At 58.2% G+C, this 16,017-nt stretch carries 13 protein-coding genes; 6 read left to right on the top strand and 7 right to left on the bottom strand.

The genetic code is table 11. The annotated features are described in order from the left end of the window. Nucleotides 1–30: 30 nt before the first annotated feature. Genes ACH518_RS19280 through ACH518_RS19265 form a run of 4 tightly spaced genes read right to left on the bottom strand, consistent with a single transcriptional unit; the run spans nt 31 to nt 4,200 of the window. Complete coding sequence (locus ACH518_RS19280; protein ID WP_445371265.1) at nt 31–1,647, bottom strand: methyl-accepting chemotaxis protein; 1,617 nt, start codon at nt 1,645–1,647, stop codon at nt 31–33. A 13-nt stretch (nt 1,648–1,660) separates the two neighbouring features. Then, nucleotides 1,661–2,239: a hypothetical protein gene (locus ACH518_RS19275; protein ID WP_445371264.1), complete on the bottom strand. Its 579-nt coding sequence runs from the start codon at nt 2,237–2,239 to the stop codon at nt 1,661–1,663. A gap of 9 nt (nt 2,240–2,248) precedes the next feature. Next, a complete protein-coding gene (locus ACH518_RS19270; RefSeq protein ID WP_445371263.1) occupies nt 2,249–2,755 on the bottom strand; it encodes a hypothetical protein in 507 nt (168 codons plus the stop codon). Between the two features lie 2 nt (nt 2,756–2,757). Further along, the gene (locus ACH518_RS19265; RefSeq protein WP_278211137.1) at nt 2,758–4,200 is read right to left on the bottom strand and encodes a hypothetical protein; all 1,443 of its coding nucleotides are present in this window, start codon (nt 4,198–4,200) and stop codon (nt 2,758–2,760) included. 202 nt (nt 4,201–4,402) lie between these two features. On the opposite strand from ACH518_RS19265, the gene ACH518_RS19260 reads away from it, so the two are divergent. The 3 genes from ACH518_RS19260 to lpxB are packed head-to-tail and all read left to right on the top strand — an operon-like array spanning nt 4,403 to nt 7,662. Continuing rightward, a complete protein-coding gene (locus tag ACH518_RS19260) occupies nt 4,403–5,341 on the top strand; it encodes a Gfo/Idh/MocA family protein (protein WP_140910993.1) in 939 nt (312 codons plus the stop codon). 12 nt (nt 5,342–5,353) lie between these two features. Beyond that, the gene (locus tag ACH518_RS19255) at nt 5,354–6,451 is read left to right on the top strand and encodes a DegT/DnrJ/EryC1/StrS family aminotransferase (protein WP_445371262.1); all 1,098 of its coding nucleotides are present in this window, start codon (nt 5,354–5,356) and stop codon (nt 6,449–6,451) included. 56 nt (nt 6,452–6,507) lie between these two features. After that, nucleotides 6,508–7,662 (top strand): lipid-A-disaccharide synthase, encoded by a 1,155-nt coding sequence (gene lpxB, locus ACH518_RS19250; protein WP_445371261.1) that lies wholly within the window; start codon nt 6,508–6,510, stop codon nt 7,660–7,662. 9 nt (nt 7,663–7,671) lie between these two features. Here lpxB and tgt read toward each other — a convergent pair whose 3' ends face one another. Beyond that, nucleotides 7,672–8,790 (bottom strand): tRNA guanosine(34) transglycosylase Tgt, encoded by a 1,119-nt coding sequence (gene tgt, locus ACH518_RS19245; protein ID WP_445371260.1) that lies wholly within the window; start codon nt 8,788–8,790, stop codon nt 7,672–7,674. Between the two features lie 304 nt (nt 8,791–9,094). Here tgt and ACH518_RS19240 point away from each other — a divergent pair, with 304 nt between their 5' ends. From ACH518_RS19240 to ACH518_RS19230, 3 genes are all read left to right on the top strand, one after another. Then, nucleotides 9,095–10,195, top strand: a complete 1,101-nt coding sequence (locus ACH518_RS19240) for an HD-GYP domain-containing protein (RefSeq protein WP_445371259.1) — start codon at nt 9,095–9,097, stop codon at nt 10,193–10,195. A 4-nt stretch (nt 10,196–10,199) separates the two neighbouring features. Continuing rightward, nucleotides 10,200–11,093 (top strand): response regulator, encoded by an 894-nt coding sequence (locus tag ACH518_RS19235; protein WP_140910998.1) that lies wholly within the window; start codon nt 10,200–10,202, stop codon nt 11,091–11,093. A 155-nt stretch (nt 11,094–11,248) separates the two neighbouring features. Then, nucleotides 11,249–14,293, top strand: coding sequence for a PAS domain S-box protein (locus tag ACH518_RS19230; protein WP_445371258.1), 3,045 nt, complete (start codon nt 11,249–11,251; stop codon nt 14,291–14,293). A 134-nt stretch (nt 14,294–14,427) separates the two neighbouring features. On the opposite strand, the gene bfr is transcribed toward ACH518_RS19230, so the two are convergent. Continuing rightward, nucleotides 14,428–14,895 (bottom strand): bacterioferritin, encoded by a 468-nt coding sequence (gene bfr / locus ACH518_RS19225; RefSeq protein WP_278211142.1) that lies wholly within the window; start codon nt 14,893–14,895, stop codon nt 14,428–14,430. A gap of 122 nt (nt 14,896–15,017) precedes the next feature. Continuing rightward, complete coding sequence (locus tag ACH518_RS19220; RefSeq protein WP_445371257.1) at nt 15,018–15,998, bottom strand: CobW family GTP-binding protein; 981 nt, start codon at nt 15,996–15,998, stop codon at nt 15,018–15,020. Nucleotides 15,999–16,017: the final 19 nt, after the last annotated feature.

Below are 16,017 nucleotides of genomic sequence, written 5' to 3'. Positions count from 1 at the left end.
GTTCCCGCAGCGTTGCGGCCGCGGGAGCTCTTACAATCTGAATTGGGAAATGGTTTTTTGCAGGTTACCGGCGATAGCCTGCAAATGATGAGCTTCGCGGGCGGTTTGTTCGGCGTCTGCCGTATTGTTGACGGTGGCTTCGTTGATAGCGACCACATTCTGGTTGATGTGCTCGACCACAATTTTTTGTTCCTTTACCGCATCGGAAATATGCGTGTTCATTTCCGAGATGCGTTCTACCATCGCCGAGATTTCGTCCAACACTGCCCCTGTGCTTTCGATCACCGCCACGGTTTCCTTGGTTTGGGTTTGGCTTTCCGTCATGGCTTTGACTGCTTGCCGCGAGCCTTGTTGCAGCTTCTCGATCATGGCCTGGATTTCGTGAGTCGACTCCTGGGTGCGGCTGGCCAGCGTGCGGACTTCGTCAGCCACCACGGCAAAGCCGCGACCTTGCTCGCCGGCGCGCGCCGCTTCGATGGCGGCGTTCAGGGCGAGTAGATTGGTCTGGTCGGCAATGCTTTGAATCACGTCCAGGACCGAGCTGACGTTGACGCAATCGTTTTCGACGCTACCGATCACCTGGCTGGCGCGATCGATGTTTTGCGAAAGTTCGTGAATCGAGCGTACGGTACTGGTTACGACTGCTTTGCCGTCGTTGGCGGCCTGACTGCTTTGGCGTGCGGTTTGCGCCGCATCAGCCGTATTGTTCGAAACGCCGGTGACTGTCGCAGACAATTCGGTCACTGTGGTCGCGACTTGGTTGGCTCCCATTTGCGATTTAAAAATATCTTGTTGTACCCGCTCCGACATTTGGCTGAGCCGGCTCGACGAGACGGTCAACTGCTCTGATTCCGTCGCTACTTGCTGCATCAAGCCTTGTAGCATGCCGAGAAATTCGTTGAACAGTCTGACGATACTGCCGATTTCGTCGCCGCCTTCGTGCGGAATCCGCCGGGTCAAGTCGCCGCCGCCTTGTTTCATGTCCCGCAAGGATTTTTGCAGCGCATTCAGCGGCGGTTCGATTTTGAAATACAGCAGCGCCAAACAGATGACCACGAACAATAGCAGCGCGATCGAAAAGGCGATGCGCGAAACGCTGTAGTCATGCAACGACGAGCTCAATACTTGTTTGGCCTGAGCCAATTCGCGGTCCAGTTGCTCGGTCAATATCGAGAGCTCCGACGTCAGGCTGGCCGCCGTATCGTCCAGGCCGGTGCCGGGCGCTTTCATGGTCACCGTGCCGGCTTCGTTACCGAGTTTAATGTAGTCCCAACCCATTTTTACGCCGGCGGCGTGCATGGTCCTGATTTTGGTTTTCAGTTCGTCCAGTTTCGATTGCAGGTTCGGTTGCAGTTTGGCCGCGGCATCCAGATTTTTGAGCGCATCGGCCAGATTCTGTTCGGCTTCGGCGAAACCGTCTTCGGTATGTGTGGCGCCGACGTCGGTCAAAAATTGTTGAATCTGTACCACGTGAAAACGGACATGGGCCAGCGCATCGGAGGTGTCTTGTTTTTGAGTGGCGTCGGCGAGGCTGGCGTCGATGCTGGAGAAGGCGTGCCAGAGCGATGCTGCGAACAACAGGTTGGCTGCAAATAAGGAGGATGCGATATAAATCAGCGCGCTTTTGATTGTCAGGTCTTTGCTCATAAAGTTGGGTGCGTTATTTATCGAGTTTTTCCAATGCCGCCGCCAGATTGGCCAGCGCGGCGATCGTTTCGTGTTGGGTCGTGGACAAGTCGTTGCCGTTGTTCAACGCGCACAAGCCGATCTGCCGGTTTAGTTCGGCGATCAGACGCTGGCGCTGGTCGCGGCGGTCGCGCAATTTGCCGACCATCGCCGCAAACGACGCGGCCAGTTCCTGCAGCTGGTCGTGTTCGCGCAGATGGGTGACGGTATCCAGGTTACCGTCGCCGACCTCCCGGCACAGGGTTTCGAAGCGGTACAGCGGACCGGCGATCTTATGCGAGCCGTACAGCACGCCGGCGATGGCAATTGCTCCGGCCGTGACGATGGAGACGACATTGCCGATCATGATCGAGATTCCCAAACGCTCCGTCGCATTGACGATATTGGCGTGAGCGGACTGTGCCTGGGCTTGCAGATCGCCGCCGGTCATCCAGTAAATCAGCAGCGCCGAGCACAGGCCGGACAAAAGAATCAGGGCGAAGGCGCCGAGAATGAAGCGGCCCTGGAACTCTTTTTTAATGAAAATTTGCCGACGGGGTACGGTGTTGTTCATGGTTGAGCCTTAGTTGACGTTGTGACAGGTTAAACAGAGCTCGCCGTCGCTGTTGTTACGGCGCAGTAAGAAACTTTTGCGCAAGCGCTCGGAATTCATCAATTTGTCCATGAAACTGTGGCTGGCCTGGGGCCGGTCGCTGTCCAATTTGCCGTGGGTGTAGTGGCAGGTCAGGCAGGTGATGTCGTTTTCCTCGTTTAACGGCAAATCCGCCGGCACCGGAAAATCGATGTTCAGACCCACTTTGTGGCCCTGGTTGGGGTTATGGCAGGACGCGCACATCGCCACGCCGTCGAGTTTGAAGGCGCTTTGATCGATAGTGATGTTTTTGCTGTGCAATATGTTGTCGTCTTTCAGCTCCGGAACCGACAAGTGACAGCTGGCGCAATCGGATTGCATGTTTTGTTTGGCGATGACATGAGGATTTTCGCCAGCCGTGTGTGCGGCGTGAGTATAAAACAGCAAGCCGGAGCAACTGGCCAGTGCCAATAGCAGTGAAGTTATTCGTTTTTTCATAGCTAGAACGACATCACGATTTGAGCAATACCGAGTTTCCGGTCGAAGTAGCGTTCCGCCGTTTCGGTGCCAAGCGAATCGTCGTATTCGAACTTGACCTGCAAGTGGTCGCTGAATTTGTAGTTGAAGCCCAGGCTGAGCATCGAAATATCGTTGATGGCGACGGTACTGCCGTCAAAGTCCAGGCCCAGATTCTGCGAAGGCTGCCAACGGCTGTAGCGGGCGAAGGCAATGATCGGCATCTTAGCCAGACTTGCCAAATCCACGGTGAAGGTGGAGTGGTAACCCAACTGGTGGCCCTTGCCGAACGGACTATTATTCGGGCCGACGACGATAATCGGATTGCCGTCCCCGTCCTGGTCCAGAAACACTTGTTGGTGCGCATTCAACAGCATGAACTCGTTCTGCAAGCGCCAGATGCCGTAGCCGATGGCTAAATCGGCGCCGTACACGGTATTGCGGATCCGGTTTTCGCCGTCCAGTTCGCTCAAATGCGAGATGCCGAATTCGATACCTTCCGGATTGCTGCTATGGATTTTGTAGGCGTTTTGCCCCAGGCTCAAGCCGAGACGGCCGCCGATGGTATGACCGTCGTTGGCGTACAAGGCATCGGTCCAAAATACGGAGTAATTGAACCAGTCGAAATTGCCGTAGGAACGCAAGCCGTCGGCGTTGTACCCGCCCAGTTGCATGCGCGAAGTGGTCAACGGCGCCGTGACCGTGACCCGGTCCTTGTTGGCGAAGTATTGGTAATCGCTGCCGAACGGCAAGTCGAAACGGCCGGCCTGGATATGCAAGCCTTTGTTGTTGAAAATCCGGCCGCGCGGCGGAATGCGGTCGTTGAACAGATGGTAGTCGACCAAGGCGACGGCAATGCCGGCCGTGGTACTGCCGCCGCTCAATGCACCTGGACCGCTGTTGCCGCAAAACACCGCTCCCGGTGCGCCGTAGTCGGCATTGGACGAGTTGCCGCACAGTACCAAGGCCGAGCTGGCACCGAAATGGTCGTCGTGGACGTAGTCAAGATCCAGCTCCACCGAGCCGACGCTGAAAGTCTGGTCGGTGGAGTTGCCGGTTTTGGCGTTGATGTCGAAGAAGCCGCTCATGACCAGGCCGTTGGCTTCGGCGGCTTCTTTCAGCTCGGCCACCTTTTTGTCCAGCGCTTTCAGTTTGCTGTCTACCGTCGGCTCCGGCTTGGCATTGGCTGCGGTTTTTTCCGGAACCGCTGCCGGCGCGGCTGGCGGCAAAGCGGCAACGGTAGGCGCGCGTTCTTGTTCCAGTTGCCGGATGCGAGCTTCGAGTTGTTCGATCTTCCGGTCCTTGTCCTGCAACATGGTTTGGACGATCTTGCGGATATGCTCGTCGTCTGCCGTTGCGGCATGGCAATCGGGTTGTGCTCCCAAAGCCAGTGCGGTCAATATAGATAGATATCGTCTTTGGGGCATCGGTTTTCGAAATGTAAGATAAAGACTACTTCTGCAATTGCTAAGGCCAAAGTTAGACATATTTGCCGGGAATACAAGCATATGGGTGCAGTTTGGCAAGCGGCTTATTCGCGCCCAATTCTGGTGATACAATGGCCGGCTTTTTATGCCCGGCGGAGTGTGGTAATTGGCCGGGAAACCGCGAATCGTGCTTAGGTCGTCTATGAGTAAATTGAAATGTGCCGTGATCGGCGCCGGATATTTGGGGAAGTTTCATGCGGAAAAATATGCGTCGTTAAAAAATTGCGAACTGGTGGCGGTGGTCGACATCAACGAAGACGCTGCGCGGCAGGTCGCCGAAAAACACGGTACCCAGGCCTTGACCGATTACCAATCCCTGCTCGGCCAGATCGATGCCGTCAGCATCGTGGTTCCCACCAGTTACCACCACAGCGTCTCCAAGGATTTTCTGCTCGCCGGTACTCACGTGCTGGTGGAAAAGCCGATAACGGTGACCGTTGAAGAAGCTGACGAATTGATCGCCATCGCCCAGGAAAAAAACGTCATTTTGCAGGTCGGCCATCTGGAGCGCTTCAACCCGGCGGTTCGGGGATTGGAGACCTTGGACGAAAAACCGCTGTTCATAGAATCGCACCGCTTGTCGCCGTTCAACCCGCGCGCCAACGACGTCAGCGTGGTGCTGGACCTGATGATTCACGATATCGACATCATCCTGGCCCTGGTCAATTCCGAGATCGAAAAAATCGACGCCAGCGGCACTGCGGTATTGACCCAGGGTACCGATATCGCCAACGCCCGCATCACCTTTAAAAACGGCTGCGTCGCCAACGTCACCGCCAGCCGGATCAGCATGAAAATGGAACGCAAGATGCGCATGTTCCGCCCCAGTTCCTACGTCTCGGTCGATTTTCAGAATAGGGTGCTGGTCAAGCATAAAACCGGCGACAAGGAGATGTTTCCCGGCATTCCGGAAATCGTTACCGAGGAACTGACTTTCGAGAGCGGCGACGCGCTTCTGGAAGAAATCAAACATTTTGTCAATTGCATCCAAACCGGCGAGAATCCGCTGGTTCCTGGCGAAGCCGGCCGCAAGGCGCTGGCGACCGCGATTGAAATCACCAAGTTTTTAACCCATCGCTAAAGGGCGGCCACTATGATCCCGATGGTCAATTTGCAAGCGCAGTACGCGGAAATTCAAGATGAAATCGTCGGCGGTTTCAGCGAAACCCTGAACAATTGCGCATTCATTCTGGGGCCGAACGTACAGGCGTTCGAGAAAGAGGCGGCCGAGTATTTGGGCGTCAAACACGCCATCGGTTGCGCCTCCGGCACCGACGCCTTGCATCTGGCCTTGTTGGCGGAAGGCATCGGCGCCGGCGACGAAGTCATCACCAGCGCCTTTACCTTCATCGCCACGGCCGAAGCCATCAAATACGTGGGCGCGACACCGGTGTTCGTCGATATCGATCCGGGCAGCTTCAACATCACACCGGAAAACATCGAAAAAGCCATCACCGCCAAAACCAAGGCGGTGATGCCGGTACACCTGTTCGGCCAGCCGGCCGACTTGCCGGCGATCAAAGCCATTTGCGACAAGCATGGTTTGAAACTGATCGAAGACTGCGCCCAGTCTTTCGGTGCCACGGTTTACAACAAGCAGACCGGCAGTTTCGGCAATGCTGCCGGCTTCAGCTTTTTTCCGAGCAAAAATCTGGGCTGCTTCGGCGACGGCGGCCTGGTCACCACCGATTCCGACGCGACCGCGGCCAAGGTCAAACAATACCGCAACCACGGCTCGGAAGTGCGTTATTACCATGATGTGATCGGCTACAACAGCCGGCTGGACGAGTTGCAGGCCGTGGTGTTGCGCGCCAAGTTGAAACGCATCGACCAATACAACGCCGCCCGCCGCCACGCCGCGCATTTGTACTCCGAACTGCTGGCCGGTTTGCCGCTGACCACCCCTTATGAGGACGGTATCGGCGTGCACGTTTACCATCAATACACTTTGCTGTGCGATCGCCGCGACGAAGTCATGAAAGCCTTGCAGGAGCAGCAGATTGCCAGCGCGATTTACTATCCGGTGCCGCTGCATCAACAAAACGTGTTCAAGGCCGAATGCGCCGGCGTGTCGTTGCCGGTGACCGAGTCGGTTGCGGCGCGCTGCATGTCGTTGCCGATCTGCGCCAACCTGAGCGACGACAACGTGCATAAAATCGCCGGTGTCATCCGCGGCGTACTCTCCGCCTAAATCAATCTTATCCAGGCAGGCTTGGTTGCAACCGGGTCTGCCGTCTTATCCGTTCGATGAATAGTCCGCAGTCACCCCATACGGTGTTGTTCAGCGCCGGCGAAGCGTCCGGCGACGGCCACGCCGCCAATATGTTTTTGGAAATGAAACAACGTTACCCGGCGCTCGTCGGCATCGGCATGGGTGGCACCAAAATGCGCGAGGCCGGGATCGATGTGCGCTACGATTCGGCCGGTATCGGCGTGATCGGCTTGGTCGAGGTTTTGAAACACTACGGCGAAATACGGCGCGCCTTGCGGCTGATGCAACAGATCGTGGCCCGGGAAAAACCGGATTTGCTGGTTTGCGTCGATTACAAGGAATTCAATCTGAAATTGGCGCGGTTCGCCAAGCGGCAGGGCATCAAAGTCCTGTTTTACGTCAGTCCGCAGGTCTGGGCCTGGCGGCAGGGGCGGGTCAAAACCTACGGTAAGGCCATCGATATGATGGCGGTGATTTTCCCGTTCGAAACTCGATATTACGAAGCGGAAAACGTGCCGGTCCGCTACGTCGGCCATCCTTCTGTCGATAAAGTGCATCCGCAACGCAGTAAAGCCGAAGACTTCGAGCTGTTCGACCTGGAACCGTCCCGGCCGGTGGTCGGCATCTTGCCGGGCAGCCGGGGCAACGAGATCAAGCGCATGTTGCCGGTGATGCTCGAAGCCGCCGAAAAACTGGCTGCACTTCGGCCGCAGCTGCAATTTATTTTGCCGCAGGCGGATTCGATCGAAGATAGCGTGCTGGCCGAGCATTTGCAGCGGACCACCTTGTCGGTGCACGTCGTCAAGAGCCAGCCTTACGACGTCATTCAATGCTGCGACGCGGTAATGACCACCTCCGGCACCGCCTCGCTGGAAATCGCATTGCTGCAAGTACCGATGGTCATCGTCTACCGGCTGGCGGCGTTTAGCTATTGGCTGGGCAAACGGCTGGTGAAAATCCCATTCATCGGCCTGCCCAACATCATCGCCGGCAAGGGTATTGTCCGCGAATTGATTCAGGAACAATTGAGCGCCGACAACCTGGCTGCAGAAATTGGGCGGCTATTGGACGATACTGCTTACCGCGAGGGCTGCATTGCCGAATTGGGCGAGGTCAAACGCCAACTCGGCTGCGGCGGCGGTTCGCGCAACATGGCCGAGCTGGCCTTGGAAATGCTGCGTGGCCGTTAGTTCGGCGTTCTATTCGGCAGCAGCCGGCGACCGCATGCCGCGCAACGCATAAAACTCGTCGGCGAATTCAGCGAAGCGGCCGGCTTCGATTGCGGCGCGGATGCCGGCCATCAACTCCAGGTAATAATGCAGGTTGTGGATCGTATTCAGCCGCGAACCGAGCATTTCCTTGCATTTGTCCAAATGCTTCAAATACGAGCGCGAGTAATTGCGGCAGGTGTAGCAGCTGCAGTTTTCGTCCAGCGGCCGGGTGTCGAACTGGTACTGCTGGTTGCGGATTTTGATTACGCCGTGGCGGGTGAACAGATGGCCGTTGCGGGCGTTGCGGGTCGGCATTACGCAATCGAACATGTCGATGCCGCGCCGCACCGACTCGACCAAATCCTCCGGCGTGCCGACGCCCATCAGGTAGCGCGGTTTGTCGGCCGGCATTTTCTGATGAATCGCATCCAGCGTCGCCAGCATCTCGTGTTTGGGTTCGCCGACCGACAAGCCGCCGATGGCGTAGCCGTCGAAACCGATGCCGGTTAGGCCGGCGATCGACTCTTCCCGCAATTGCGGATACATGCCGCCCTGGACAATGCCGAACAGGGCCGAATCGTTGCCCTCATGAGCGCGTTTGCTGCGTTCGGCCCAACGCAGCGATAGCCGCATCGAGTCGGCCGCTTCCTGAAACGTGGCCGGGTAGGGCGTGCACTCGTCGAAAATCATGACGATGTCCGAGCCCAGATCGCGCTGCACCTGCATCGACTCTTCCGGCCCCATGAAAATTTTGCTGCCGTTGACCGGCGATTTGAAGGTCACGCCTTGCTCGCTGATCTTGCGCAACGCGCCCAGGCTGAACACCTGAAAACCGCCGGAATCGGTCAGAATCGGTTTTTGCCAGCGCATGAAATCGTGCAGATCGCCGTGGGCTTTCATCACGTCCATGCCCGGACGCAGCAGCAAATGAAAGGTATTGCCCAGAATGATTTGCGCGCCCAGAGTCTCGAGATCTTCCGGCGTCAGCGACTTGACCGCGCCGTAAGTGCCTACCGGCATAAAAATCGGCGTTTCCACCACGCCCCGGGCAAACGCCAATTGGCCGCGACGGGCAAAACCGTCGGCGGATTTCAAGGTAAATTGCATGTCGTAATCGCGTATCCGCAAAAAGCCGGCAATTATCCGGCCTTTTCCGTTGTCAGGCCAGACGAAACTGTCTAACGGCTTGCGGAAAATAAGCTAAAGTAATTAGGTGGCGTTCACTGCTGACAAAGCCGCCCTGGATGGAGGCGGTAAAGTTTGCGAAGGGTTCGCGTTTTTCGCCGCGCCGACTCCGGGAATGAACCTCTTCGAATCAGAGAGAAATTTCGACAGTCTTCCCGAGTATTGTCTCGTAACAGGTTTGATTTTCGGCAGCATTGCCGATCCGTTACTTCGTGAAGAGCGCTCTATGCATAATAAAAAAATACAGACCATATTAGTGGTCGACGATTCCCCGGAAAACGTCATCGTGCTTAGCGAATTGTTGCAGCCGCAATACCGGGTCAGAGTGGCGACTTCGGGGCTGCGCGCGTTGCAAGTGGTCGCTACCACACCGCATCCGGATCTGATCCTATTGGACGTGATGATGCCGGAGATGGACGGCTACCAAGTGTTCGAGAACCTGCGCGCCGAGCCGGCGACGAGTCAGATCCCGGTGATTTTCGTCACGGCGATGGACAGTATGGAATCGGAACTGCGCGGCTTGGATGCCGGCGCGGTGGATTACATCACCAAGCCGATATTACCGCAGATCGTCTTGGCGCGGGTGCGTACCCAGTTGGAATTGAAACAGGCCCGCGACTGGCTCAGCGATCAAAACGTCTATCTGGAAGCCGAGGTGACCAGACGGATGCGGGAAAACGAATTGATACAAAAGACCGCCATCCGGGCGTTGGCCCATTTGGCGGAAATCCGCGATCCGGAAACCGGAAACCACATCCTACGCACCCAGGCCTATGTCCAGCATCTGGCCGAATCCTTGCAAAGCCACCCGCGCTTTGCCGGAGTCCTGAGCGACCACTACGTCGATTTGCTGGCCCGGTCGGCCCCGCTACACGACATCGGCAAAGTCGGCATTCCGGACGTGATCCTACATAAACCGGGGCCTTTGACGGTCGACGAGTGGAAAATCATGAAAACTCACGCCAAATTAGGCAGCGATGCGATCGAAATGGCGGAACGCGACGCCACCCCCAATGTGGAATTCCTGGTGCTGGCCAAGGAAATCGCCCACTGGCACCATGAACAATGGGACGGCAGCGGTTATCCCGACGGTCTGGCGGGGGACGATATTCCGGTCTCGGCCCGCATCATGGCGATCGCCGACGTATTCGATTCCCTGATCTCCCGCCGAGTCTACAAGCCGCCGTTGCCGCCGGCGGATGCCAAAATCATCATTGCCGAAGGCAGTGGCCGCCATTTCGACCCGGACATGGCCGAGGTATTCCTGGAGGACTTCGATTTCTATTGCGAAATCGCCCGCCGCAACCCTGACGGTCCGGAGAGGTAGCGGTATGAACACGGCACCGAGCGTATTGCTGGTCGAAGACGAAGAGATCATATCCATAGTGATCGAAAGCATATTGCAGACCCGAGGTTATCGGATAGACCTTTGCAGTAACGGCATGCATGCCTGGGAAAAGTTGCAAGCCGATCCGGCTGCCTACGATCTGGTATTGCTGGATTGGGGCTTGCCTAGCCTGAACGGCATCGAGTTGTTGAACTTGATTAAAAGCGACCGGGTGTTGGCTGACATCCCGGTGATCATCGAAACCGCCCGTAGCGATAAAAACAGTATTCAGCAGGGCTTGAGCCAAGGCGCTTATTACTATCTGACCAAGCCCTTTCAGCCCGAGGTGTTGCTGGCCGTTGTCGATGCCGCGTTGGAGCAGCGTAGCGAGTTGCGCGAAATGGTGGAAAACCTGCGCAGCGCGGAACGGCCGTTGGTATTGATGCGCGAAGGCCGGTTCAGCTTCCAGACCTTGGAAGACGCCCGGGTGTTGGCGACTCATCTGGCCAGAATCTGCCCGGAGCCGGAGCGGGCGGTGCAGGGCTTGCAAGAGCTGCTGATCAATGCCGTCGAACACGGCAACCTCGGAATTTCCTACGCCGAAAAAGGCCGTTTCGTATTGGCGGGAACCTGGACCGAAGAAATCGACCGCAGGCTGCAATTGCCCGAGTATCGGCAACTTTTCGCCGAGGTCTGCTTCCTGCGCGGCGACGACGAATTGCGCTTCACCATCACCGATCAAGGCAGCGGCTTCGATTGCTCGGGATACCTGGACTTTTCTCCGGAACGGGCTTTCGATATCCACGGCCGCGGCATCGCGATGGCGCGGCATTTGAGTTTCGACAGTCTGGAATATGTCGGAAACGGCAATACCGCCATCGCCCGTTTCAAGTTATGAGGACGCATCGGTACGTTTCGACCGGTTAAAACCAATGCTGCCCCGTTCCCGTTGCCTTGTTGTCCGGTTTGCTTCGCGCGCGGAGGCGGCCGGCACCGCGCAATTTTTCGGGCCGGTCCGCTGCTCTCTTCCCTTCGGTTACCGCGCGAATTCCCATGTCGAGCCTCAAACGTAGCCGGACGATCATCCCTTATCTCTTCGCCGTGGCTGCAGTTGCGGCGGTGTTTGCAGTGAGCCAGGGTTTACCCGCCGCCGGGCAGACGCCGGCCAGTTTGCTGTGGCTGATGTTGCCGATCATTTCCTGCGCGCTGTTTTGCGGGCCGGGGCCGGGTGTGGCTGCAACACTGGCGGCCGCAGCCGTTATGGTAACGGGGGCGGCGGCGGGCGAAGCCGGCCTTTCCTTCTGGCTTTTTCTGGCGAATGCGGTGTTGGTTTGCTGGGCAGGCTTGCTGCTGCAACGGCGCCGCAACCGGGAGCTGCTAAAAGCCAGAGCCGAGGCGGCCAATTTGGTGGAAGCAGCCGTGACGGCCCGGCAGCGGGCGGAGCTGGCCAGCACTGCTCTGCGCGAGAGCGAGCAACGGCTGCGGATGGCGCAAGAGGGGGCGCACGTCGGTATCTGGGATTGGGACGTGGTCAACGACGTGTGCCATTGGTCGCCGGAATGCACCCGGCTTTACGGGCTGGAACCGGGCGACTTACGCAGCAATGCCGATTGGCTGTTGCGGGTGCATCCCGAGGATCAGCCGTTGATCGAGGCGCAATGGCGGGAGCGGGTGATGCAACATCTGCCGATCGACATCGAGTTCCGGTTTTTGCACCGTTCCGGCGAAATCCGCTGGATGGTCAGCCGCGGCCAGGCTCAGTACGACGCGGACGGCAAGCCGATCCGCTTGTTCGGCGTCAATCTCGACATTACCGAACCTAAAACGGCGGAGCAAGACTTGATGAAACTGGCTCAGGTCGTCGAACAGAATCCGTCCGGCATCATCGTCACCAACGCCGACGGCAAAATCGAATACGTCAATCAAGCTTTTCTGGCTCAAACCGGCTACAAGCGCGAAGACGTCTTGGGCGCCAACCCGCGGTTTTTACAATCCGGGAAAACCCCGCGGGCGGTATTCCGGGAAATGTGGCGAACGCTGCAAGAAGGCCGGGTTTGGAAAGGCGAATTCATCAACCGCGACAGACGCGGCCGGGAATACACCGAGTTTGTCAGCGTGATACCGATCCGCCAACCCGACGGCCGCGTCAGCCATTTTGTCTCGGTGCAGGAAGACATCACCGAAAAAAAACGGATCGGCGCGGAATTGGACCGGCATCGCCATCACCTGGAAGAATTGGTGGCCAGCCGCACTGCCGAGTTGGCGGCGGCCAGGGCGCAGGCGGACGCGGCCAACCAGGCCAAGACGGCGTTTTTGGCCAACATGAGTCACGAGATCCGCACGCCGATGAATGCGATCATCGGTCTGACTTATCTATTGCGGCAAAGCCGCGTCGACGCCGAGCAGATCGACCGTTTGGATAAAATCGATAATGCGGCCCAGCATCTGTTAGCGGTAATCAACGACATCCTGGATTTGTCCAAAATCGAAGCCGGCCGCTTGGAATTGGAACACACCGATTTTTCGCTGCCGGCGCTGCTGGACCATGTTCGCTCGCTCATCGCCGATCAGGCCCGGCTCAAAGGTGTGAAGCTTGTGATCGATCAGGATGGCGTGCCGCAGTGGTTGCGCGGCGATCCGACCCGGTTGCGGCAGGCCATGTTGAATTACGCCAGCAATGCCGTGAAATTTACCGAGCGCGGCGAGATCCGGCTGCTCGCCGAGTTGTTGGCGGAAGACGCGGACGGTTTGACTTTGCGTTTCGCGGTCGAGGATTCCGGCATCGGGATCGCGGCGGACAAAATGCCGATGTTATTCGAAACCTTTGCCCAGGCCGACGTCACGACCACCCGCAAATTCGGCGGTACCGGCCTCGGGCTGGCCATTACCCGGCGTCTGGCGTGGATGATGGGAGGAGAGGCGGGTGCCGACAGCTGCGCCGGACAGGGCAGCCGGTTTTGGTTTACGGCTCGCTTGCAGCGCGGACACGGGGAGGGCGAATGTAGCGTCGCCAAGCCCAGTGGCGCGGAAGACGCCTTGAAGCTCCAGCATCCGGGGGCCCGGATTCTGTTGGTGGAAGACAATCCTATCAATCGCGAAGTCGCACTGGAATTGCTGAACGGGATGGGCCTGGCCGTGACTACGGCCGAGAACGGCCGGGTTGCGGTCGATAAAGTCTTTGCCGACCGGTTCGATTTGGTGTTAATGGACGTGCAAATGCCGACAATGGACGGCTTGGAAGCGACCCGACTGATCCGGGAGCGGGCGGAATTTGCCAAGTTGCCGATCTTGGCGATGACGGCAAACGTGTTCGATGAAGACCGGCAGGAATGTCTGGCCGCGGGTATGAACGGATTCGTGGTCAAGCCGGTGGTTCCCGACGACTTGTATCGGGCGTTGTTGGACTGGCTCGGGCGAGGTGTTACCCCGGCGCCGGCTGCCGAGCTGCCGTCTGCCGGATGCTCGGCGGACGCCAAGCGATTGGAAGCGCCGATTGCGATTGCCGGTTTGAACAGTCTGCAAGGTCTGGCCGTCGTCAGAGGAGACGGTGCAAAATACCGGCGGCTGTTGCGGATGTTCCGAGACGCTCATCGCGACGATACGAAACGGATAGTCGATGCGCTGCTGGAGCAACGCCAGGCCGAAGCCCGGGCCTTGGCCCATGCCTTGAAAGGCGTCGCCGCTACACTGGGGGCCTTTGGCGTAGCCGCCGCGGCCGCCAGGCTGGATCAGGCCTTGCATGAGGAAACCGAGCTGGCCGGCTGCCTGGATTTGGTGCGACTATGCGAAGAGGAACTGAATCCGTTGTTGTCGGGAATCGAGGCCATGGGCGAAGCCGAGGAGATTGCCGACGCAGATGCCGCTACCGGCGTTCGCGCCGACGCCGCGATTGCCGAATTGCAGAATCTGCTGGCCGAGGACAACGCGTTGGCCTGCCGTCTGGCCAAAAAGTACGCCGCAACCTTGGCCGCGGTGTTGGGGCAGGATTACGCCGAATTTAGCCGGCAACTCGACGGCTTCAATTTCGTGGCAGCGTTGGCGTTGCTGAATAAGGCGACCGGAAATTCCGGCCTGGGTGGGGAATCCGGCCCGCCGTAACTGCGGTAATCCGGCGGCCGGGCGGGCCATCACGCGTGTTTTAACACGCGTCGGTCAGGGGAGCTGAAACGGTCGACCGCCCTTGATGGCGGGCTGGTCGAACCGCAAGCCGGGTGAGTGCGTTGCGAGTGCGGTTAAATCTGCGATTGCAGATAGTTTTCCAAACCGACCATTTCGATCAAACCCAGTTGTTTTTCCAGCCAGTGGGCGTGGTCGATTTCGGTATCGTCCAGCATCACTTTCAAAATTTCCCGGGTTTGGTAGTCGCGGACGCTTTCGCAATAGGCCATGACCTTACGTAAATCGGCCACCACTTTTAACTCCACCGCCAGATCGTTTTTCAACATGTCCGGCACCGTGGCGCCCACCGCCAGCGGTTCGCGTTTAGATAAATCCGGCGTGCCTTCCAGAAACAGAATCCGCTTGATCAGCGCGTCGGCGTGGTTGGTTTCGTCCTGGACTTCGTGGTTGATGCGTTCGTACAGCTTTTCCAGTCCCCAGTTTTGGTACATCCGCGAATGGATGAAATATTGGTCGATGGCCGTCAATTCGCCGGCCAGTAATTCGTTCAAGTAGCTAATGACTTGTTTGTCGCCTTGCATGGTCTGCCTCCCGCTGAATGTCTGCAACTACGCTGCCTGCTATGGTAATACAAATAACCTAGCTCCGTATCCGGTTTTCGTCGTAAAACCCGCCCGCAGCGCCGGGTTGGGCGGGATCAGCGCTAGATCCGCAAGCCGGTTTCCGTGCCGAAAGCCTTGCTCAGATCTTCGGCTAACGCGTCGGTGTTCCCGTCGGCGATGAATACCAGGCGCCCGTAGCGGTCGCCGTCATCGCGCGCTGGCAACACCTGGGGCGGATACAAGCGCTCCCCGGCTGCCTGCACCGCAACCGGCTCCGCACGGTCGGCGAGATAAACCACGCCTTTGATACGCAGCAATTCGGGGTGGTCGGCGAGCAGTGAACTGAGGATGGATGCCAACCTTGACCAGGCCGGTGCAGCTGCCAAGACCACGGACAGGCTGTTGAAGCCGTGCGCAATCGGCGCGGTGCCCGGTAAACGCCGCAATTGCGGCGTGTCCAGGCCGAGTATCTCCGCCGGAAGGTCCGTACCCGGTTGCAAGGTCAGAATCGGCGTCGCCGGGGCCAAGGTGTGCAGGCGTTGCGCCAACGCATCTCGTTGCCCGGCAGCGGCCAGATCGGCATGCGTCAGCAGCAATCGGTCCGCCCATGCGACCTGGGCCGCGGCTTCCGGAAAACGTTCGATTTGGTGGATCGCCGACGGGATCGCCAGCGTCGCCAGCACGGCCTGCAGCCGGTAACGGCCGGCCAGCCAGCGCTCGCGCAGCAGGGTATCCAGAATCGGCTCCGGGCTGGCGACGCCGCTGGTTTCGATCACGACGCGGGCGAACGGCTTGTCTGGCGCGGCGTCCCAGGCCATCCGCAAGTTTTTCAAGGTTGGCGCCAGCGCGCCTTTTACCTGGCAGCACAAACAGCCGCCGGACAGCACCGTCAGCGGCGTGTCCTGGCGTTGCAGCAAATCCTGGTCGACCGGCTCGGCGCCGAATTCGTTGATCACCACCGCGGTGTTGATACCGTCTGCCAGCAAGCGGTTCAGCAAGGTCGTCTTGCCGCTGCCGAGGAAGCCGGTAATCAACACGACCGGGATTTTGGGAAGAGGGGCGTTGGTTGCAGGTTTAAGCAAATCGTTTGGGTTCCGAGGT

It is taken from the genome of Methylomonas sp. HW2-6, from assembly GCF_052474525.1.
This window is presented reverse-complemented; position numbering and strand designations above follow the sequence as displayed.